The sequence below is a fragment of the Arthrobacter sp. UM1 genome, from assembly GCF_020483305.1.
Taxonomy (GTDB): domain Bacteria; phylum Actinomycetota; class Actinomycetes; order Actinomycetales; family Micrococcaceae; genus Falsarthrobacter.
In genome coordinates this window covers 90,060-106,899 of the sequence record NZ_JACWAB010000005.1, presented here as the reverse complement: position 1 = coordinate 106,899, position 16,840 = coordinate 90,060, and the positions used below count along the sequence as shown (strand labels likewise).

The following is a 16,840-nucleotide window of genomic DNA, read 5'->3' as shown; positions in this document are numbered from 1 at the left end:
CCCTTGCAGCTCGCCTTCACCTTCGCCGCCAAGACCGATGTGGGCCAGGTCCGTCGCAAGAACGACGACTCCGCCTACACCGGCCGCTACCTCGCCGTGCTCGGCGACGGCATGGGCGGCCACGCCGGCGGCAACGTCGCCTCGGCCACCGCGGTCCTCGGGCTGGCGCCCCTGGACCGCCGCGATCAGGATGACGCCGCCCTGAATCTCGCGGACGAGATCCAGAACGCCAACCTGCTCATGAACGAGATCGTCAAGACGAGCCCCGATCTCGCGGGCATGGGCACGACGCTGACGGCGCTCCTCATCGACGGAGACCGGATCCAGTTCGCCCACATCGGGGACTCGCGCGCGTACCGCCTGCGCGGGGACGTGTTCGAGCAGGTCAGCCTGGACCACACGTTCGTCCAGCGGCTTGTGGACGAGGGCCGCCTCCTGCCGGAGCAGGCCAAGACCCACCCGCACCGCAACGTCATCGCCCGCGTGCTCGGAGACTCGGACGCCTCCCCCGAGGTGGACCTCGCCACGCTCGAGGTCGAGCTCGGCGAGCGCTGGCTCCTCTGCTCGGACGGCCTCACGGACGTAGTCTCCCTCGCGGAGATCGAGGAGGTGGTCCGCTCCACGGACAGCCTGACCGAGATCTGCGACATCCTCGTGGAGCGCACCCTCGAGGGCGGCGCACCGGACAACGTGACGGTCGCCGTCGTCGACGTTGTGGACGCCGAGACCCTGCCCGCGGACCCCGTGCCGGCGCCGGAGCGCCTGCAGAGCGCCCACAGGGCGCCCGTCGATCCGGAGGCCCCGAGCGCCGCGATCCTGCGCCAAGACCTCAACCGGCGCCCGCACCGTCTCGTGGGCGCCGCCTCGCTCGCCACGGAGACGGGCATGCTCCCCGTGGTCACGGCCCACAGTTCGGAGCAGCGCTCCGCCGCCGAGGGCGCGAGGGACGGCCAGGACGCAGACGAGACCGAGGGCTCCTCGGAGGAGGACGGGGAGAGCGTCGTCCAGGCGTATCCCGCCCGGCGCCGCCCCTGGCTCCTGCCGGCGGTGCTCGGCGTCCTCGTGCTGCTGCTCGCCGTGGTCGGCACGCTCGGCTACATGTGGACGCAGACGCGCTACTACGTCGGCGAGCATGACGGGAAGGTGGCCGTCTACAACGGGGTGGCCCAGCGGCTCGGCCCCATCTCCCTCTCGCACGTCCAGGAGGAGTCCAACGTGGACGTCGCGGTCCTGCCGGAGAACGCGCGGCAGAACCTGCAGCGGACGGTCGCCGCCCGGGACCTCGGACACGCTCAGAGCATCGTCGAGAGCCTGCGATCCATGGCCCGCGCCCAGAGCTGCTTCCCCTCGGGGCACGCGAGCGGCAAGAAGCCCTCGCCCTCGAAGAGCGGGAAGCCCGGCGAGTCCGCCTCGCCGAGCCCGAAGCCGAGCGCCTCGAAGAGCGACTCGGCCAGCCCCGGCTCCGCGCCCGGGCCCTCCTCGTCCACTGACCGCTCGACCATCTGCGGAGGGTAGCCATGGAGGTTCTGACTGCACCGAAGCCCCGCCGCAATCTCGAGCTCGCGCTGCTCGTGGTCGCGTGGGCCATCAGCGTGGGCGCGTACTGGAACGTGGACATGGTCATGCTGGACTCGCTCAGCCCCGGATTCTGGGTGCGGCAGGGGGTCTTCATGGGGCTCACGCTGCTCATCCACATCGTCCTGCGCATCCGGGCCCGCTACGCGGACCCGATGCTCCTGCCCATCGCCACCGTCCTCAACGGCCTCGGACTCGCGATGATCCACCGCCTGGACATCCCGTTCGGCGCCAGGGACGACGCCGGGCGGCAGCTCATCTGGACCGCCCTCTCGCTCCTCGTCGCAGCCGCGGTGGTCGTGTTCCTCCGGGACGCCCGCCGCCTGCAGCGCTTCACCTACATCTGCCTCTTCGCGGCCCTCGTGCTCCTGCTGCTTCCGATGCTTCCGCCGCCCATCGGCGTGCCCATCAACGGCGCGCGCCTGTGGATCAACGTCGGGTTCGGCACCTTCCAGCCCGGCGAGGTGGCCAAGATCGCGCTCGCCGTCTTCTTCGCGGGGTACCTCTCCACGAACCGGGATCTCATCCTCCTGGCCGGCCGCAGGTTCGGCCCGCTGCAGTTCCCGCGCTTCAAGGACCTCGCGCCCATGGTGGTGGCCTGGCTCATCTCCATCGGCGTGCTCGTCACGCAGAATGACCTCGGCTCGTCCCTGCTCTTCTTCGGCCTCTTCATGGCGATGATCTACATCGCCACAGGCCGGATCTCGTGGATCGTCATCGGCCTCTCGTTCGTCGCCGCCGGAGTGGTCCTGGCCTACTTCTTCGTGGGCCACGCGACGCGGCGCATCAACGGGTGGCTGTACGCGTTCGAGCCGCAGTACTACGACTCGGTGGGCGGCTCCCACCAGGTGGTCCAGGGCCTCTTCGGCCTCGCGAGCGGGGGCCTGTTCGGCGCCGGCCTCGGCCAGGGGCGCCCGGACATCGTCACGTACGCCAACTCGGACATGATCCTGACGGCCTTCGGCGAGGAGCTGGGGCTCATCGGCCTCATGGCCATCGTGGTCCTGTTCGTCCTCTTCGTCTCCCGGGGGATGCGGGCCGCCCTCGGCACCAAGGACGGCTTCGGCAAGCTGCTCGCGGCGGGCCTCTCGTTCGTCGTGGCGCTCCAGTTCTTCACCATCGCCGGCGGCGTGACCCGCCTGCTGCCCCTCACGGGCCTCACCACCCCGTTCATGGCGGCCGGCGGCTCGTCCCTGCTCGCGAACTGGATCATCGTGGCGCTGCTGCTGCTCATCTCGCAGAACGCCCGCCGGCCCATCGTCACGGGCCCCATGACGGACGAGGACCAGGACGCCCGCCGCCGTCGCCGTTTCTGGCCCGCTCGACAGGAGGCTGACGCAGCATGAACCAGGCCATTCGCAACACGTGGATCGCCGCGGTGGTCCTCTTCACGCTGATCCTCGGCTCGCTCACCGTGGTGCAGTTCTTCCAGGCCGGATCCCTGCAGGCCAACAACTGGAACTCCCGGCGGATTCTCGCCGAGTTCTCCAAGAACCGCGGGCAGATCACGGCCGACGGCGTCACCCTGGCCCAGTCCGTGCCGAGCAATGACGACTGGAAGTACCAGCGGGACTACCCGGGCGGGCCGATGTATTCGAGCCTGACCGGCTTCTACTCGCTGACGCTCGGCTCCACCCAGCTGGAGTCCGCGCTCAACGACGAGCTCTCGGGGACCGGGGACTCCCAGTTCTTCGACCGGACCGCCCAGATCCTCTCCGGCACCGAGCCCGGCGGCGACTCCGTGGAGCTGACGGTGGACCCGCAGCTGCAGAAGGTGGCCTATGACGCGCTGCCGGAGCCGCAGGGAAACGAGGGACAGCAGGCGGTGGCCATCGTGACCAACCCGAAGACCGGCGAGGTTCTGGCCATGGCCTCCAAGCCGAGCTTCGACGCGAACCAGCTCGCGAGCCATGACAACAACGTTGTGGCCCGAAACCTCCAGCAGCTCGACGGCGTCAAGGGCCTCTCGGCCTACACCAACCCGGCCACGGAGAACCTCCTGGCGCCGGGCTCGGTCTTCAAGATCGTGGACACGGCCGCGGCGCTGGAGTCGGGGAAGTACAGCAAGGACAAGGAGCTGGACAACCCGCCCGTCCTGCGGCTGCCCGGAACCACCACGGACCTGCCGAACTACCGGCTCGGCGCCTGCGGCACGCAGTCCAAGGCCAGCTTCACCTGGGTCCTGGCCCACTCCTGCAACACGCCCTACGCGAAGATCGCGATGGACCTCGGCGAGGACACGATCTCGAAGAAGGCGCAGGACTTCGGCTTCGGCAAGTCGCTCAAGATCCCCACGAACGTGACCGCGAGCCAGTTCCCGCAGGGCCTCTCGAAGGACCAGCTGGCGCTGTCCGCGATCGGCCAGTACAACGTCAAGGCCACGCCCATGCAGATCAACATGATGGCCATGGCCATCGCGAACGGCGGCGAGATCATGCAGCCGCAGCTCGTCAAGACCGTGCGCGGGCAGGACCTCAGCGTCAAGCGCCAGTTCAAGGCGAAGACGCTGCAGCGGGCCACGGACGAGAACACGGCCTCCGAGATCAAGGACATGATGAAGGAGACCACGCGCTCCGGCACGGCCACGGGCGCGGCGATCCCCGGCGTCGAGATCTCCTCGAAGACCGGCACGGCCGAGATCGCGAACAACGAGACCAACTCCTGGTACACCGGCTTCGCGCCGGCGGACGACCCCCAGGTCGCGGTGACCGTGGTGGTCACCCACACAGATACGGACTCCGGAAACTACGCCGTGACGTCGGCGGCCCGGAAAATCTACGAGGCGGTGTTGAACAAGTGAGGCCCATGAAGGGAAACACGCTCGGCGGCAATCGGTATGAGCTGACCGAGCGGATCGCCATCGGCGGCATGGGCGAGGTCTGGAAGGCCAAAGACACCATCCTCGGCCGCAGCGTCGCCATCAAGATCCTCAAGGAGGAGTACACCGGCGACGCGGCGTTCCTCGCCCGCTTCCGCGCCGAGGCCCGCCACACCGCTCTGCTCAGCCACGCCGCCATCGCCAACGTCTTCGACTACGGCGAGGAGGAGGGCTCCGGCTACCTCGTCATGGAGCTCGTGCCCGGCAAGCCGCTGTCCTCGGTCATCGAGTCCGAGCGGGTCCTCTCCAACGAGCGGACGCTCAGCATCATCGCGCAGACCGCCAAGGCTCTCGCGGTGGCGCACGACGCTGGCCTCGTCCACCGGGACGTGAAGCCCGGCAACATCCTCTGCATGCCGGACGGCCGGGTCAAGATCACGGACTTCGGCATCGCCCGCCTCACGGACCAGGTCCCGCTCACCGCCACGGGCCAGGTCATGGGCACCGCGCAGTACCTCGCCCCCGAGCAGGCCACGGGCCAGAACGCCACCGGGTCGAGCGACATCTACGCGCTCGGCATCATCGGATACGAGCTCCTCGCCGGACACCGTCCCTTCACCGGCGAGTCGCAGATCCAGATCGCGCTCGCCCAGGTGCAGGACCAGCCGGAACCGCTCCCTGAGGCCCTCCCCGCCGCCACCCGCGGCCTCATCATGACCATGCTGGAGAAGGAGGCCGGCAACCGCCCCGCCAACGCGCACAAGCTCGCCGAGGCCGCGGACGCCCTCCTCGCCGGCAGCCCCGCGCGGGCCGAGGCGGCCGTTCCCGGCATCGCCCGCTACGCAGACGGCCCCTCCACGGGACAGACCGGGCAGGTCCGCCGGGTTCAGGACACGGGCCGCGGTGCCTCGGGCGGCAGCCCGAAGACCTCAGCCCTCCCCAGGCTCGGGGGCGCTGCCGCCGGCGCCGCAGCAGCAGGAGCCGGCGCAGCGGCAGGAGCCGCGGGCAGCTCGGCCGCCGGAGCCGCGAACGCCTCTCGGCAGAACCACGCCGGAGCGAGCCACGGTCCCCTCTCGCTTCCCGAGGAGGAGGAACAGGTCTCCTCCTCCACGGACGCGCGCCGCGCCCTGGACCGGGGGTACGACGACGAGATCGGCCCCACCCCTCAGCACGGATACACCGGGGAGAACCCGGCCTACGAGCGCCACGAGCGCCGTACTCCTCGCCGCCGCTCTCGGCTGACGTTCCCCCTCATCGTCCTCATCCTCCTTGCCGCGCTTGCCGTGGCGGCCGCGCTCAACGCGGGCAAGATCCAGGGCTGGTTCTCGCCCAAGGACAGCACCGCGTCCTCGCCGAAGACCACGTCCGCCACGCCCACGCCCTCGAAACCCTCGACTCCTTCCACCGTGACCATCAACCCCGCGGACTACATCGGCCGGGAGTACACCGCCGTCCGGGACGAGCTGCTCAAGCTCGGCTTCAACGTCAACGTCGTGGCCCAGGAGGACGCCAACGCCCGGAAGGGCACGGTGACCGAGGTGAACCCCTCCGGGAAGCTGGAGAAGGGGTCCCAGGTCAACATCACCTACTCCACGGGGCCCGGCCGGGTCACGGTTCCCTCCGGACTCGTGGGCCAGAGCGAGAACGCGGCCATCGCCGCGATCCAGAGCGCCGGCCTGACTGCGGAGCGCTCCGGAGAAGAGTCCTCGGACAGCGTTCCCGCGGGCTCGGTCATCCGGGTCACTCCGGCCGAAGGGTCGCAGGTGGAGAACGGGTCATCCGTCTCCTACGTCGTCTCCACGGGGCCGAAGAGCTCGCCTTCTCCCTCCTCGAGCCCGGACCAGTCCTCGCCCGCCCCCTCGCAGGACCCCTCCAAGCCGAAGCCCTCGCAGAAGCCTGCAGGACGCGCCAGCTCACAGGCCAGCCCGTCCGCGAGCACGTCCGGGACGTCCTCCTGACCGAGACGTCCTGACCGGGCGGCCCGCGGACCGGTTCGCGGAACCCGACTGACGGGCCGCCCGGCTCAGGATAAGATCAGACGTTATGAACTCCACCGGTGCGCCGAACCCGCGCAGGGTCCACCAGCCCTCCGGCGAGGGCTCCGAAACTGAGGGTCCCTCAGGTTTGAGAGCGGATTCAGCTTCCGAGCGCCCGAGCACCGGATCCGAGACCGGCCCCTCGGGGACTGACCCCTCTGGGGCCGACCCCTCCCTGGCCGAGCTCCTCAGCGAGCCTCGGGATGAGAAGGGGCACGCCCTGCCTCCCGGAAGCCCCGAGGCCCAGGCCGCGAACGCCTCGGGCCCGTCCCGCCCGCTCGGCTCGCCACGCCCCTACCCGGCCTCCTCTCACCGGGCGGTGACGCGCCGCACGGCGATGGGCATGCTGGCGGCGGGCGCCGTCGTCGTCGTGGGCGGAGGGGGATACCTGCTCTCCCGTTCCCTCCCGCAGGAGCGGCCCGCGGGCCCCACCACCCTCACCGTCCCGGACGTCACGGGGATGGAGAGGGCCAAGGCGGTGAAGGCGCTCTCCAAGGAGGGGCTTCGGCACCGGGTCGAGAGCGGGACGTCGCAGTCTGTGCCGGAGGGGCACGTGGTGAGCACGTCGCCTTCGGCGGGACAGTCGGTGGACCGGAACGAGCCCGTGGTGGTCGTGGTGTCCGTGGGGCCCAGCCATGTCCGGGTTCCGGACACCCTGAAGGGCGTCTCGGAGGAGAAGGCCAAGAAGATCCTCGAGGAGCACGGCCTCAAGGCCGGGCCGCCCCTGCGGGCGAACTCCGCCACGGTGGCGGAAGGCGACGTCGTGGAGACCTCACCGGAGCCGGGCGAGGACGTGGCGATCGGCACTGCTGTCATCCTGACCCTCTCCACGGGCGAGGTCACCGTGCCCAACGTGCAGGGGATGTCGCTCCGGGACGCCAAAGCCGCCCTCGAGGCGGATTCCGTCCGCCTCCCCTACGAGGTGGAGCACAGCCGCGGCACCGGGTGGCCGGGCGGCACGGTGGCGAGGCAGTCGGAGCGGCCCAACTCGTCGGTCAAGGCGGGAACCAAGGTGAAGCTCGTGGTCTCGACGGACCCCGGCAAGCCGAAGGACCGCCACAGTTCGCCGAGCCCGTCCGCGCCGGGGCGGAAGCCCTCACCGAACCGGCCGCCCTCACCGAGCAAGGCGCCGGACAAGGCGCCCGCCAAGCGCTCCTCGGCTCCGGCGAAGCCCCCGGCCGGGGCAGCGAAGCCGCCTGCAGCGCCCGCGAAGTCCTCGGTGAAGTCCTCCCCCGGAACGCCGAACACCTCACCTGCGCCGGCCAGGCCGTCTCCGGCGTCGTCGCGCGGCTGAGCGCACTCAGCTTGTCGCAGGCCGTCCGCGTAAACTGGCCGAAGTGCATGAGCGGATCCCCGCTCTCCCTGTCCGCCCGTCAGCATCAAGGAAAGCATGTCGCAGAAGAAGTCTGGATCCCGCCCGGCCCGCAAGAAGAGCGCGAACACCGCCTCGTCCGCCAAGGGCAGCGGCGAGCGCGTGCTGCGCAAGGACCAGGACGACGTCCCTGAGATCTTCCAGGACCGCGCTCTCCCGCCGACGTCCTCCAAGCCCGTCAAGGCCGATGAGAAGCCGCTGCCCACCTGGTACAAGGCGGTCATGTTCGGCCTCATGATCCTCGGCCTGCTCTGGATCGTGACGTTCTACATCATGCAGACGCAGGGTCCCATCGCCTCGTGGGGCGGCTGGAACATCACGGCGGGCTTCGGCCTGATCGCCGTGGGCTTCCTCATGATGATGCGCTGGAAGTAGGCTCTCCGCCTTTCCGCGCCCCTGTTCCCCTGAGGCGGCTCTTGCCCCGGGGCGACTTCTGCCCTAGGTCGCTTCTTGCCCTGGGGGCAACTTGTGCCCCGGGGCGGCGTTCTCCGGGACCGGCTTTTCCCCTGGGACGACTGTTCCCCAGAACCAGCTTTCCCCTGGGTCTGCTCCCGTCCGGCCTGAATCTGTCCCGTTCCGCCTGCGTCTGCGCGCCCCGAACGAGCCCCTCGAACGTCCGGGGCCGTCCCGCCACACCCGTAAACGCCACCACACCCTTTTTCCGCTCAAAAACCCGCGCGAAAACGGGTGTATTCGTCAGAAACGGGTGTAGTTCGACAGAGGCGCACGTTGACGGGTGCGGTTCGAGGGAAGGCGCACGTTTTCGGGTGCGAACGGCCAGAGAGAAGCGCAGCACCCTCGAAGTCACCGCCAAGCGGCACGTTTTCGGGTGCGAACCGGCTTCCCGTCTGGTGACGCAGCCCCGAAGGCCCCCAGCCCCCTACTCGAGCTCGTCGGCTCCCGCAGGCCCCGTCGGCTGGGCGGACGCCTCTGCCACGGCGGCGCCCACGCCGGAGGAGACCGGCGTGAACCGGACCGTGGATCCGGGCGGGAGCTGGCCGGCGAGCCAGAGGTCGTCGTCGATCACCGTGCCGAGCACCGGGTAGCCGCCCGTCACCGGGTGGTCCTGGAGGAAGAGCACGGGCGAGCCGTCCTTCGGGATCTGCAGGGCGCCGGCCACCGTGCCCTCGGAGGCGAGCTCGCCCTCGCGGGAGCGCTCGAGCGCCGGCCCGGAGAAGCGGACGCCCACGCGGCTGGACTTCTGGGTGACCTCGTACTCGGCCCGGAAGAACTCCGCGATGGACTCCTCCGTGAACCAGTCGTTGCGCGGGCCCAGCACCACGCGGAGCTCCACGGCCTCGCCGCCCGCCACGGGGAGCCCGTGCAGCGGCTCGCCGGCCTGGCCCACGAAGGACTTGGGGTTCGGCGGCAGCACCGCCAGGCGGGTGCCCTCGGCGAGCTGCTCCGGGCCCACGCCGGAGAGCGTGTCGGTGGAGCGGCTGCCCACGATCGGCTTGACGTCGAACCCGCCGCGCACCGCGAGGTAGCTGCGCAGGCCGCTCTCCGGCGCGCCGACGTGCAGCCGGTCGCCCTGCTGCAGCCGCAGCGGCGCCTCGGTCACGGCGTGCCGGGTGCCGCCCTCGGGCGTGGTGATCTCGATGTCGACGACGGCGCCCGTCACCGCCACCACCTGGTCTGTCCGGGCGGCGAGGCGGAAGGTGCCGCCGATGAACTCGATGCAGGCCGCGCCCTCGTCATTGCCCACGAGCCCGTTGGCCCGGCGGAGCGCGGTGCGGTCCGCGGCGCCGGAGCGGGTCACGCCGATGTTCGCGTGGCCGCGGCGGCCGAGGTCCTGCATCGTGGCGAAGATGCCCGGATCGCGGACCTCGAGGTGGTTGGCGCTGCGGATGAAGTTCGGCAGGCGCAGGGCCGGGAGCGAGACCTGCTCGCGGACGGCCTTGAACTGGACGCGGTCGCCCGGCTGGATGAGCGCGGGCGTGTCCTTGGTGACGTCCCACAGGCGCGCCTTGGTCCGGCCGATGAGCCGCCATCCGCCCGGGCTCGCCTTCGGGTACACGGCGGAGAAGCCGTCCGCGAGCGCCACGGAGCCGGCGGGGACCTTGGTGCGGGGCGAGTCGAGGCGGGGCATGGCGAGGCGCTCGTCCGGGCTCGTCATGTAGGCGAATCCGGGGGCGAACCCTCCGAACGCCGCGGTCCACTCGATCTCGGTGTGGGCCTTGATGACGGCGTCGCGCGCGGCCGAGGGGTCCTCGGTCAGGCCGGCGATGCGGGCCACGTCGGCGATGTCCTCGCCGTCGTACACCGCCTCGACCGTCACGAGCTTGCCCTCCGCGGCCTCGCGGAGGACCACCTCGCGGGCCATGATGTCCTTGATGGCGGGGGCCAGCTTCTCCGCGGCGTCCACCTCGAGCAGGAGCGTCCGCGCAGCGGCCACGAGCTCCACCTGGCCCGGCACGGGGGTGGCGGAGACGGCCGCCTGGGCGGTGACCACGGACTCGAGGTCCGCGAACTCGAACAGGACCGCGCGGCGGGAGACGATCCGGTATCCGGTGGGGCCCGTGGGCGTGTGGCTCATGCGAAGCTCCTGATCGTGATGCCCGAGTCTTCCAGCGTGCGGCGGACGTCCGCCGCCATGGCGACGGCGCCCGGGGAGTCCCCGTGCACGCAGATGCTGTTCGCGGCGACCTTGATGAGGGACCCGTCCACGGCCTTGATCTCGCCGTCCGCGATGCGCTTGACGTGGTCCGCGATGGCGGCCTCCTCGAGCACCGCGCCCGGCTGCGAGCGGGAGACGAGCGAGCCGTCCGGGTTGTACGCGCGGTCCGCGAACGCCTCGATGGCGGTGGGGACGCCGCGCTTCTCGGCGGCGCGGAGCACGGCCGAGCCCGGGAGGGTCAGGATGGGCAGCGTGGGATCCACGTCCGCCACGGCCTCGACGACGGCCTCCGCCTGCGCCTCGTGCTTCACGATCGCGTTGTAGAGCGCGCCGTGCGGCTTGACGTACTTCACCTCGGTGCCGGCGGCCCGGGCCACGGCCTGCAGCGCGCCGATCTGGTAGACGAGGTCCGCGGTGAGCTCCTTCGGCGCCACCTCCATGAAGCGGCGGCCGAACCCGGCGAGGTCCCGGTACGCGGGGTGCGCGCCGACGGTCACGCCCCGCTCCACCGCGGTGGCGCAGGTCTGCCGCATGACGAGCGGATCGCCGGCGTGGAATCCGCACGCGACGTTGATGCTGGAGACCGACTCCATGACGGCTGCGTCGTCCCCGAGCGTCCAGCGCCCGAAGGACTCGCCGACATCGCTGTTCAGATCAATCACCTGGCTCATGGATACGAGCCTAGCGGCCTCGACTGACTGCTTCCTCCCGGGGCGGTCGCACCCCGGCTCGCCCCGCCTCGCACGGGGCCGTCTCAGCCCGCCTCACCGCAGGCGGCTCGCGAGATCGCGCCCGGCGCGCAGCCCGGAGAAGAGGCATCCGCCGAGGAACGTGCCCTCGAGCGAGCGGTACCCGTGGTAGCCGCCTCCGCCGAAGCCGGCCGCCTCGCCCACGGCGTAGAGGCCCTCGACGGGAGCGCCGTCGTGCCCCAGCACCCGCGAGTCCAGGTCCGTGTGGAGGCCGCCGAGCGTCTTGCGCGTCAGGATGTGCAGCTTGACCGCGATGAGCCCGCCGGACTTCGGGTCCGTGAGCTTGTGCGGCGCGGCGGTGCGGATGAGACGGTCCCCGAGGTACTCGCGGGCCCCGCGCACGGCCGTGGCCTGGAGGTCCTTGGAGAAGGGGTTGTCCAGCTCGCGGTCCCGGGCCTCGACCTCGCGGCGGACGGTCTCGGCGTCCAGCAGGTCCTCGCCGTGGACGGCGTTCATCTTCCGCACGAGCTCGTCCACGGTGTCCGCGCGGACGGAGTCCTCGCCCCGCTCGAGGAAGTCCCGCACCGGCCCGGGCATCTCCTGGGTGGCGCGGCGCAGCACTGCCTGGACGGACTTGCCCGTGAGGTCGGGGTTCTGCTCCTGCCCGGAGAGCGCGAACTCCTTGCCGATGATCTTGGGGGTGAGGATGAACCACGAGTGGTCGTGCCCGGAGGCGCGCAGGTGCGCGAGCGTCCCGAGCGTGTCGAATCCGGGGAAGAGCGGCGCGGGCAGACGGCGGCCCTCCGCGTCCAGCCACAGCGAGCTCGGCCCCGGCAGGATGCGGATCCCGTGCTCCGGCCAGATCGGGTCCCAGTTCTTCACGCCCTCGACGTAGTGCCACATGCGGTCCGCGTTGATGACCTCGCCGCCGGCCCGCTGCGCCATCTGGATGCCGCGGCCGTCCACGTGCGCCGGCACGCCCGCGATCATGTGCTCCGGCGGCGTTCCGAGGCGCTCCGGCCAGGCCTTCCGCACGGCCTCCAGGTTGCCGCCGATTCCGCCCGAGGCGACGACGACGGCCTCGCACTCCACCTCGAACGGCCGCTCCTCGTCGCGGTTGGTGGGGGCGCCGCGGGGAGCGTCGTCGCTCGCCAGGACGGTGCCGCGGGCCCCGGAGACCCGGCCGCCCGCAGTGAGGATCTCGTCCGCCCGGCGGCGGAAGGCGAAGGTGAGGTTGCCGAGCTTCTCCTGCTCGCGGCACCGGCGCGCGACGACCTCCACGAGCTCCGGGCCCGTCCCCCACGTGATGTGGAAGCGCGGCACCGAGTTGCCGTGGGCGGTGGCGATGCCCGCGCCGCGCTCCGCCCAGCCCACCACCGGGAAGAGGCGGTGGCCCTGCCGGCGCAGCCACTCGCGCTTGGGGCCGGCCGCCCACTCCACGTAGGCCTTGGCCCACTCGCGGGGCCAGTGGTCCTCGGGGCGGTCGAAGCCGGCGGAGGCCTCCCAGTCCTGCCACGCGAGCTCGGCGGAGTCCTTGACGCGCAGCCGCCGCTGCTCCGGGCTGTCCACGAGGAACAGGCCGCCGAAGGACCAGTACGCCTGCCCGCCGAGGCTCTGCGGCCCCTCCTGCTCCAGCACGACGACCCGGCGCCCCGCCTCCGCGACCTCCGCCGCGGCCGTCAGCCCCGCGAGTCCCGCCCCGATCACGACGACGTCCGCCTTGACCGCACCGGCCCGTCCGCCGCTCCGCCTGCTCGCTCCTGCTCCGCTGTTGCCGTTCACGCCGTCCGCTCCGCCGTTCATGCTCTCCGTCCCGCTCATGGGGCGATCGTATCGGGCGGCCCCTTTCCCTGCCTCGCCGCCGTCCGGCCTCGTGCGCCCGCCCCTGCCTCGTCTTGTGCACCCCGACTCGCCTTGTGCACCCGCCCCGAGTCGGCTTGTGCACCCGGATCGTTCGGATTCCGGCCCTGAAACCGAACGATCCGGGTGCAGAAGACCGGCCACCGGGTCCACCAGGGCTGTGGGGTCCGAGCCTCAGGCCGGCTCGACCGTGAAGAGGTCCCCCGGCTGACACCCGAGCGCGTCGCAGAGAGCGGTCAGCGTGGAGAAGCGGATGGCCTTGGCGCGGTTGTTCTTGAGGACGGAGAGGTTGACGAGGCTGACGCCCACGCGCTCCGAGAGCTGGGTCAGGGTCATGCCGCGCTCCGCGAGGAGCTCGTCGAGGCGGCAGCGGAGGCGGTCCGTGTCCTCGGCCGGCATCAGACGAGGCCCTCCGTGTCCTCTTGGAGGCGGCGGCCGTGCTCGAACACCCGCACAAGCACGAAGGCGCCCAGTGCCACAGCGACCGGCCACACGGGGAGCTCAGCGAAGAAGGTCAGGTGCCCCTGCACGTCCGTCAGACCGGGCTTCTTCTCCGCCGAGGCCGCTGCCGCCGCGTCCCAGGCGCTGATCGCCAGGGCAGACTGGAACGCTCCCAGCAGCGGAGGGAGGTACCCGCCGGCCAAGACCGCCATGGCCAGGATGTGCGCGAACCTCCGGAATCCCGTGCTGAAGGGCCGACCCTGCCGGACGTCCTTGGCGAAGGCCAGATAGGCCAGCGCAGGGGCGATGACGCTCGCGGCCACGATCACGAGCGTGGCCCACTCGAACCCCACCGCGAGCGCCGGGGGCTCCTGCCACTCAAGCGTGGAGACCGCGTCCGTCTGGGTGAAGCCGGGGAGATCCGGGAGCGCCCCTCCGTCGGTGCGGCTCACCCGAACCTGGAGCGGACCGCCGCCGAGGAGCCGGATCCCCTCGAACAACGCCACGACGCCCGTGATCACGTAGACGAGCCGGGCCCAGAAGGCCGAGAGCTGCAGCGCGTAGCCGCCCGGGGCGCGCCTCTCCTGCTCCCGCCGGACGGCGCGGGCCTCCCGGGTCTTCCGCCACGCCCGGGCCCACGTGCCTCGGGTGCGGCCTGCATCCTGATCCATGGCGTCCTCCCCTGACGGACTCTCCTGCGGCGAGCCCCGGTACAAGGGCCCAGCCGACTTGACGCTTATCGTTGCTCGATAATATCGAGAAGCGATAAGGGCCACAAGAGGGCGGGTGCGGGCCGGCCGCCGTCGTCGTTCTCGCCTGACCCGCCCCACTTGACCGGCTCCACCTGACCCGCCCCCGTCCGGCCTTGTGCACCCTCTGGTGTCAGGATTGGGGCCGAATCCTGACACCAGAGGGTGCACAACGGGCGGTACCGGGTGCGTAACGGGCGGCACCGGGTGCACAAGGCCCCGGTCAGAGGAGAGACGGCACCCGGAGAGTCAGCAGACCACGTGGTCCACGTTGCACCAGCGCCACGCCTCGCCCGGCTCGAACGAGCGGAGCACGGGGTGGCCCGTCTCGTGGAAGTGCCGGGTCATGTGCTTGCCCGGGCTGGAGTCGCAGCAGCCCACGAACCCGCACTGCATGCACAGGCGCAGGTGGACGGGGACGAGCCCGGCGTCGTCGCACTCCTCGCAGAAGTCGGAGAGCGGCTCGGGGTCCCAGCCATCCGTGTCGGCGAGGTGCTGGCAGCGCTCGCCGGTGACCTCGCCCTCCTCGCCCGTGACCGTCTCGGCGGACTCGGCGGCCTGGAGGCTCGCCTCCTCGACGTCCAGGGAGCCGAGCACCTTCTGCAGGACCTCGAAGTCCACGGACCGCTCGTTGCGCATCGCGAGCGCCTCGGCCCGCTGGACCTTGAGGGTCTCGAGCCGCCAGCGCCGGTAGAGGTGGGACGGGGCCTCGTCCCCCTCCTGGCTGCCGAGCCGCTCCCAGACGCGGTTGGCCATGAGGTCGTTGAGGACGTACAGGCGCTCGATGATGGCGCGGTCCGTCTCCCCGCGCGGCCGCCCCTCGGCCTGCTTGAGCTCCTTGACCTTCCGCTGGCCCACGACGGCGAGGCGCTGCATGATGTGGGCCTCCTGGAGGATCTCGTTCCGCACGCCCGCGCCGGCCACGCCGAGCCGCCGGACGAACCACGGCATCGTGAGCCCCTGCACGAGCAGCGAGGCCACGGTGACGAACAGCGCCGCGAGCACGAGCACGTCCCGGTACGGCGTCTCCTCGGGGATGAGGAACACGGACGCGAGCGTCACCACGCCGCGCATGCCGGCGAGCGAGAGGACGAAGGTCTGCTGCCACGCGAGCCGCTGCCGCTTCTTGTGCCTCGGCGCGAACACCCCCATATAGGAGGCGAAGAGGAAGGCGAACCGCGCCAGGACCACGGCGAGGTAGACCGCCGCGCAGACGAGCCACGTGCCGAGGCCTCCGTGGCCGGCCGCGTTGACGCCCTCGACGATGTGCCGCGCCTGGAGGCCGATGAGGAAGAACACCGCGTTCTCGAGCATGAAGGAGATGGTGCGCCAGTTGACGCTCTGGCTGAGGCGCGCGGAGGCGGTCTGCAGCACGGGCGCGCGGTGCCCGATCATGAGGCCCGCCACCACGACGGCGAGCACGCCCGAGGCGTGGATCTCCTCCGCGGGGACGAACGCGAGCCACGGCGTGATGAGGGACAGGCCCGTGGAGACCGTGGTGTCCGAGGTCAGCCGGTGCACCGTGTTGACCACCAGCCCGGCCAGCAGCCCCACCGCCGCGCCGCCGCCCACGGACAGGAGGAAGCCGAGGCCCACGCCGCCCGCCGTCGTCTCCCCGGAGATCGCCGAGACGGCGGTGGTGAGGAGCACGAGCGCGGTCGCGTCGTTGAGGAGCGACTCCCCCTCGAGCAGGGTCATGAGGCGCCGGGGCAGCCCCACCTTCTTGCCGATGGCCATCGCGGCCACGGCGTCCGGAGGGCCGACGACGGCGCCCAGCGCCAGCGCCGCCGCGAACCCGACGGGCAGCAGCCACCACGCCGTGAGCCCGACGGCGAAGGCGGTGAACACCACGAGGAACACGGAGAGCCGGATGATGGGCTTCGCCTCGGCCCGGAAGTCCGGCACGGAGACGTTGACCGCCGCGGAGTAGAGGATGGGCGGCAGGATCCCGATGAGCACGAGGTCCGGCTCAAGCGGCGCCACGCTCACGAAGGGCAGGAACGAGACCCCGATGCCCAGCACGGTGAGGATGAGCGCCGCGTTGATCCCGCTGCGCTCGGCGAGCGGGCGCACGGCGAGCACGACGGCGACGGTGGCGACGAGGGCCACGATGGAATCGAGCAGATGCATGGGGACGGCTCCGAATCTGGGCTCCGCGGGCTGCACGGCCGGACCGGGCCCCGTGGGCGGGGGTCTGGCCGACCCCTGGTCACGGTCAGGTCACAACGGGTTCCCGCGGCTGGGGAAAGGTCTCGGCAAAGCATCGCCGCTCGACATGGCCCTTCTCACAGGGAACCTCACAGGGACGACGCGGCTCCGAGGTCCATCCATTTTATCCACAGCGTTGTTGACAAGTGGACAGCGCGACGGCTGCCCCGCGATTCCGGGGATGCACGGCCGGAACTACATCGGTGTAAGCAATCCACACTGTGGAAAACCCCTGTGGACAACTCGGCGAGGTTCAGGCTCCAGTTGAGGTTTGTCGTTGCCTGAACGCGCGACAAAAGGTAGGGGCGTCTTTGACAATCGGTAACGGTCCGATAACGTAGGTGGAGCGCTCACGAGAGTGCTCCCTCTGTCGAGAGGGGAAACCGGCCGGTTCCCATTACTTCCCCGAGCCGGACAGTAAGCAATGCAGGTACTGCCCACACCACACGCCTCCAAGATGGCAGATACCGGAACT

At 71.0% G+C, this 16,840-nt stretch carries 12 protein-coding genes; 6 read left to right on the top strand and 6 right to left on the bottom strand.

The window, feature by feature from the left end:
* Positions 1-3: 3 nt before the first annotated feature.
* The 6 genes from H9I38_RS07805 (at position 4) to H9I38_RS07780 (ending at position 8,176) form a co-directional block, all read left to right on the top strand.
* Positions 4-1,515 (top strand): PP2C family protein-serine/threonine phosphatase, encoded by a 1,512-nt coding sequence (locus H9I38_RS07805; RefSeq protein WP_226338221.1) that lies wholly within the window; start codon positions 4-6, stop codon positions 1,513-1,515.
* Positions 1,516-1,517: 2 nt separating this feature from the next.
* Positions 1,518-2,921, top strand: coding sequence for an FtsW/RodA/SpoVE family cell cycle protein (locus tag H9I38_RS07800; RefSeq protein ID WP_226338220.1), 1,404 nt, complete (start codon positions 1,518-1,520; stop codon positions 2,919-2,921).
* Positions 2,918-4,375 carry a peptidoglycan D,D-transpeptidase FtsI family protein gene (locus tag H9I38_RS07795; protein WP_226338219.1) on the top strand — a complete coding sequence of 486 codons (1,458 nt, stop codon included), beginning with the start codon at positions 2,918-2,920 and terminating at the stop codon, positions 4,373-4,375. Before H9I38_RS07800 ends, H9I38_RS07795 begins: the two co-directional genes overlap by 4 nt.
* A 5-nt stretch (positions 4,376-4,380) precedes the next feature.
* A complete protein-coding gene (locus H9I38_RS07790) occupies positions 4,381-6,351 on the top strand; it encodes a protein kinase domain-containing protein (protein WP_264177509.1) in 1,971 nt (656 codons plus the stop codon).
* Between the two features lie 166 nt (positions 6,352-6,517).
* On the top strand, positions 6,518-7,723 hold the full coding sequence (locus H9I38_RS07785) for a PASTA domain-containing protein (protein WP_226338217.1): 1,206 nt from the start codon (positions 6,518-6,520) through the stop codon (positions 7,721-7,723).
* 96 nt (positions 7,724-7,819) lie between these two features.
* Positions 7,820-8,176, top strand: coding sequence for a cell division protein CrgA (locus tag H9I38_RS07780; protein ID WP_264177508.1), 357 nt, complete (start codon positions 7,820-7,822; stop codon positions 8,174-8,176).
* A gap of 505 nt (positions 8,177-8,681) precedes the next feature.
* Here H9I38_RS07780 and H9I38_RS07775 read toward each other — a convergent pair.
* The 6 genes from H9I38_RS07775 to H9I38_RS07750 all read right to left on the bottom strand — a co-directional run bounded on the left by H9I38_RS07775 (position 8,682) and on the right by H9I38_RS07750 (position 16,287).
* On the bottom strand, positions 8,682-10,337 hold the full coding sequence (locus H9I38_RS07775) for an urea amidolyase family protein (protein ID WP_226338216.1): 1,656 nt from the start codon (positions 10,335-10,337) through the stop codon (positions 8,682-8,684).
* Positions 10,334-11,089, bottom strand: a complete 756-nt coding sequence (locus H9I38_RS07770; protein WP_226338215.1) for a LamB/YcsF family protein — start codon at positions 11,087-11,089, stop codon at positions 10,334-10,336. The genes H9I38_RS07775 and H9I38_RS07770 overlap by 4 nt, the downstream gene beginning before the upstream one ends.
* A 93-nt stretch (positions 11,090-11,182) precedes the next feature.
* A complete protein-coding gene (locus H9I38_RS07765; protein ID WP_226338214.1) occupies positions 11,183-12,928 on the bottom strand; it encodes an FAD-binding dehydrogenase in 1,746 nt (581 codons plus the stop codon).
* A gap of 213 nt (positions 12,929-13,141) precedes the next feature.
* The gene (locus H9I38_RS07760) at positions 13,142-13,366 is read right to left on the bottom strand and encodes a helix-turn-helix domain-containing protein (protein ID WP_226338213.1); all 225 of its coding nucleotides are present in this window, start codon (positions 13,364-13,366) and stop codon (positions 13,142-13,144) included.
* A complete protein-coding gene (locus tag H9I38_RS07755) occupies positions 13,366-14,079 on the bottom strand; it encodes a hypothetical protein (RefSeq protein WP_226338212.1) in 714 nt (237 codons plus the stop codon). The genes H9I38_RS07760 and H9I38_RS07755 overlap by 1 nt, the downstream gene beginning before the upstream one ends.
* 327 nt (positions 14,080-14,406) lie before the next feature.
* The gene (locus H9I38_RS07750; protein ID WP_226338211.1) at positions 14,407-16,287 is read right to left on the bottom strand and encodes a cation:proton antiporter; all 1,881 of its coding nucleotides are present in this window, start codon (positions 16,285-16,287) and stop codon (positions 14,407-14,409) included.
* Between the last annotated feature and the right edge of the window lie 553 nt (positions 16,288-16,840).

Bases quoted from the DNA above. Each gene is read 5' to 3' on its own strand.
- H9I38_RS07800 (WP_226338220.1), top strand. From the start codon at position 1,518: ATGGAGGTTCTGACTGCACCGAAGCCCCGCCGCAATCTCGAGCTCGCG.
- H9I38_RS07795 (WP_226338219.1), top strand. From the start codon at position 2,918: ATGAACCAGGCCATTCGCAACACGTGGATCGCCGCGGTGGTCCTCTTC.
- H9I38_RS07790 (WP_264177509.1), top strand. From the start codon at position 4,381: ATGAAGGGAAACACGCTCGGCGGCAATCGGTATGAGCTGACCGAGCGG.
- H9I38_RS07780 (WP_264177508.1), top strand. From the start codon at position 7,820: ATGTCGCAGAAGAAGTCTGGATCCCGCCCGGCCCGCAAGAAGAGCGCG.
- H9I38_RS07775 (WP_226338216.1), bottom strand. From the start codon at position 10,337: ATGAGCCACACGCCCACGGGCCCCACCGGATACCGGATCGTCTCCCGC.
- H9I38_RS07770 (WP_226338215.1), bottom strand. From the start codon at position 11,089: ATGAGCCAGGTGATTGATCTGAACAGCGATGTCGGCGAGTCCTTCGGG.
- H9I38_RS07765 (WP_226338214.1), bottom strand. From the start codon at position 12,928: ATGAGCGGGACGGAGAGCATGAACGGCGGAGCGGACGGCGTGAACGGC.
- H9I38_RS07760 (WP_226338213.1), bottom strand. From the start codon at position 13,366: ATGCCGGCCGAGGACACGGACCGCCTCCGCTGCCGCCTCGACGAGCTC.
- H9I38_RS07755 (WP_226338212.1), bottom strand. From the start codon at position 14,079: ATGGATCAGGATGCAGGCCGCACCCGAGGCACGTGGGCCCGGGCGTGG.
- H9I38_RS07750 (WP_226338211.1), bottom strand. From the start codon at position 16,287: ATGCATCTGCTCGATTCCATCGTGGCCCTCGTCGCCACCGTCGCCGTC.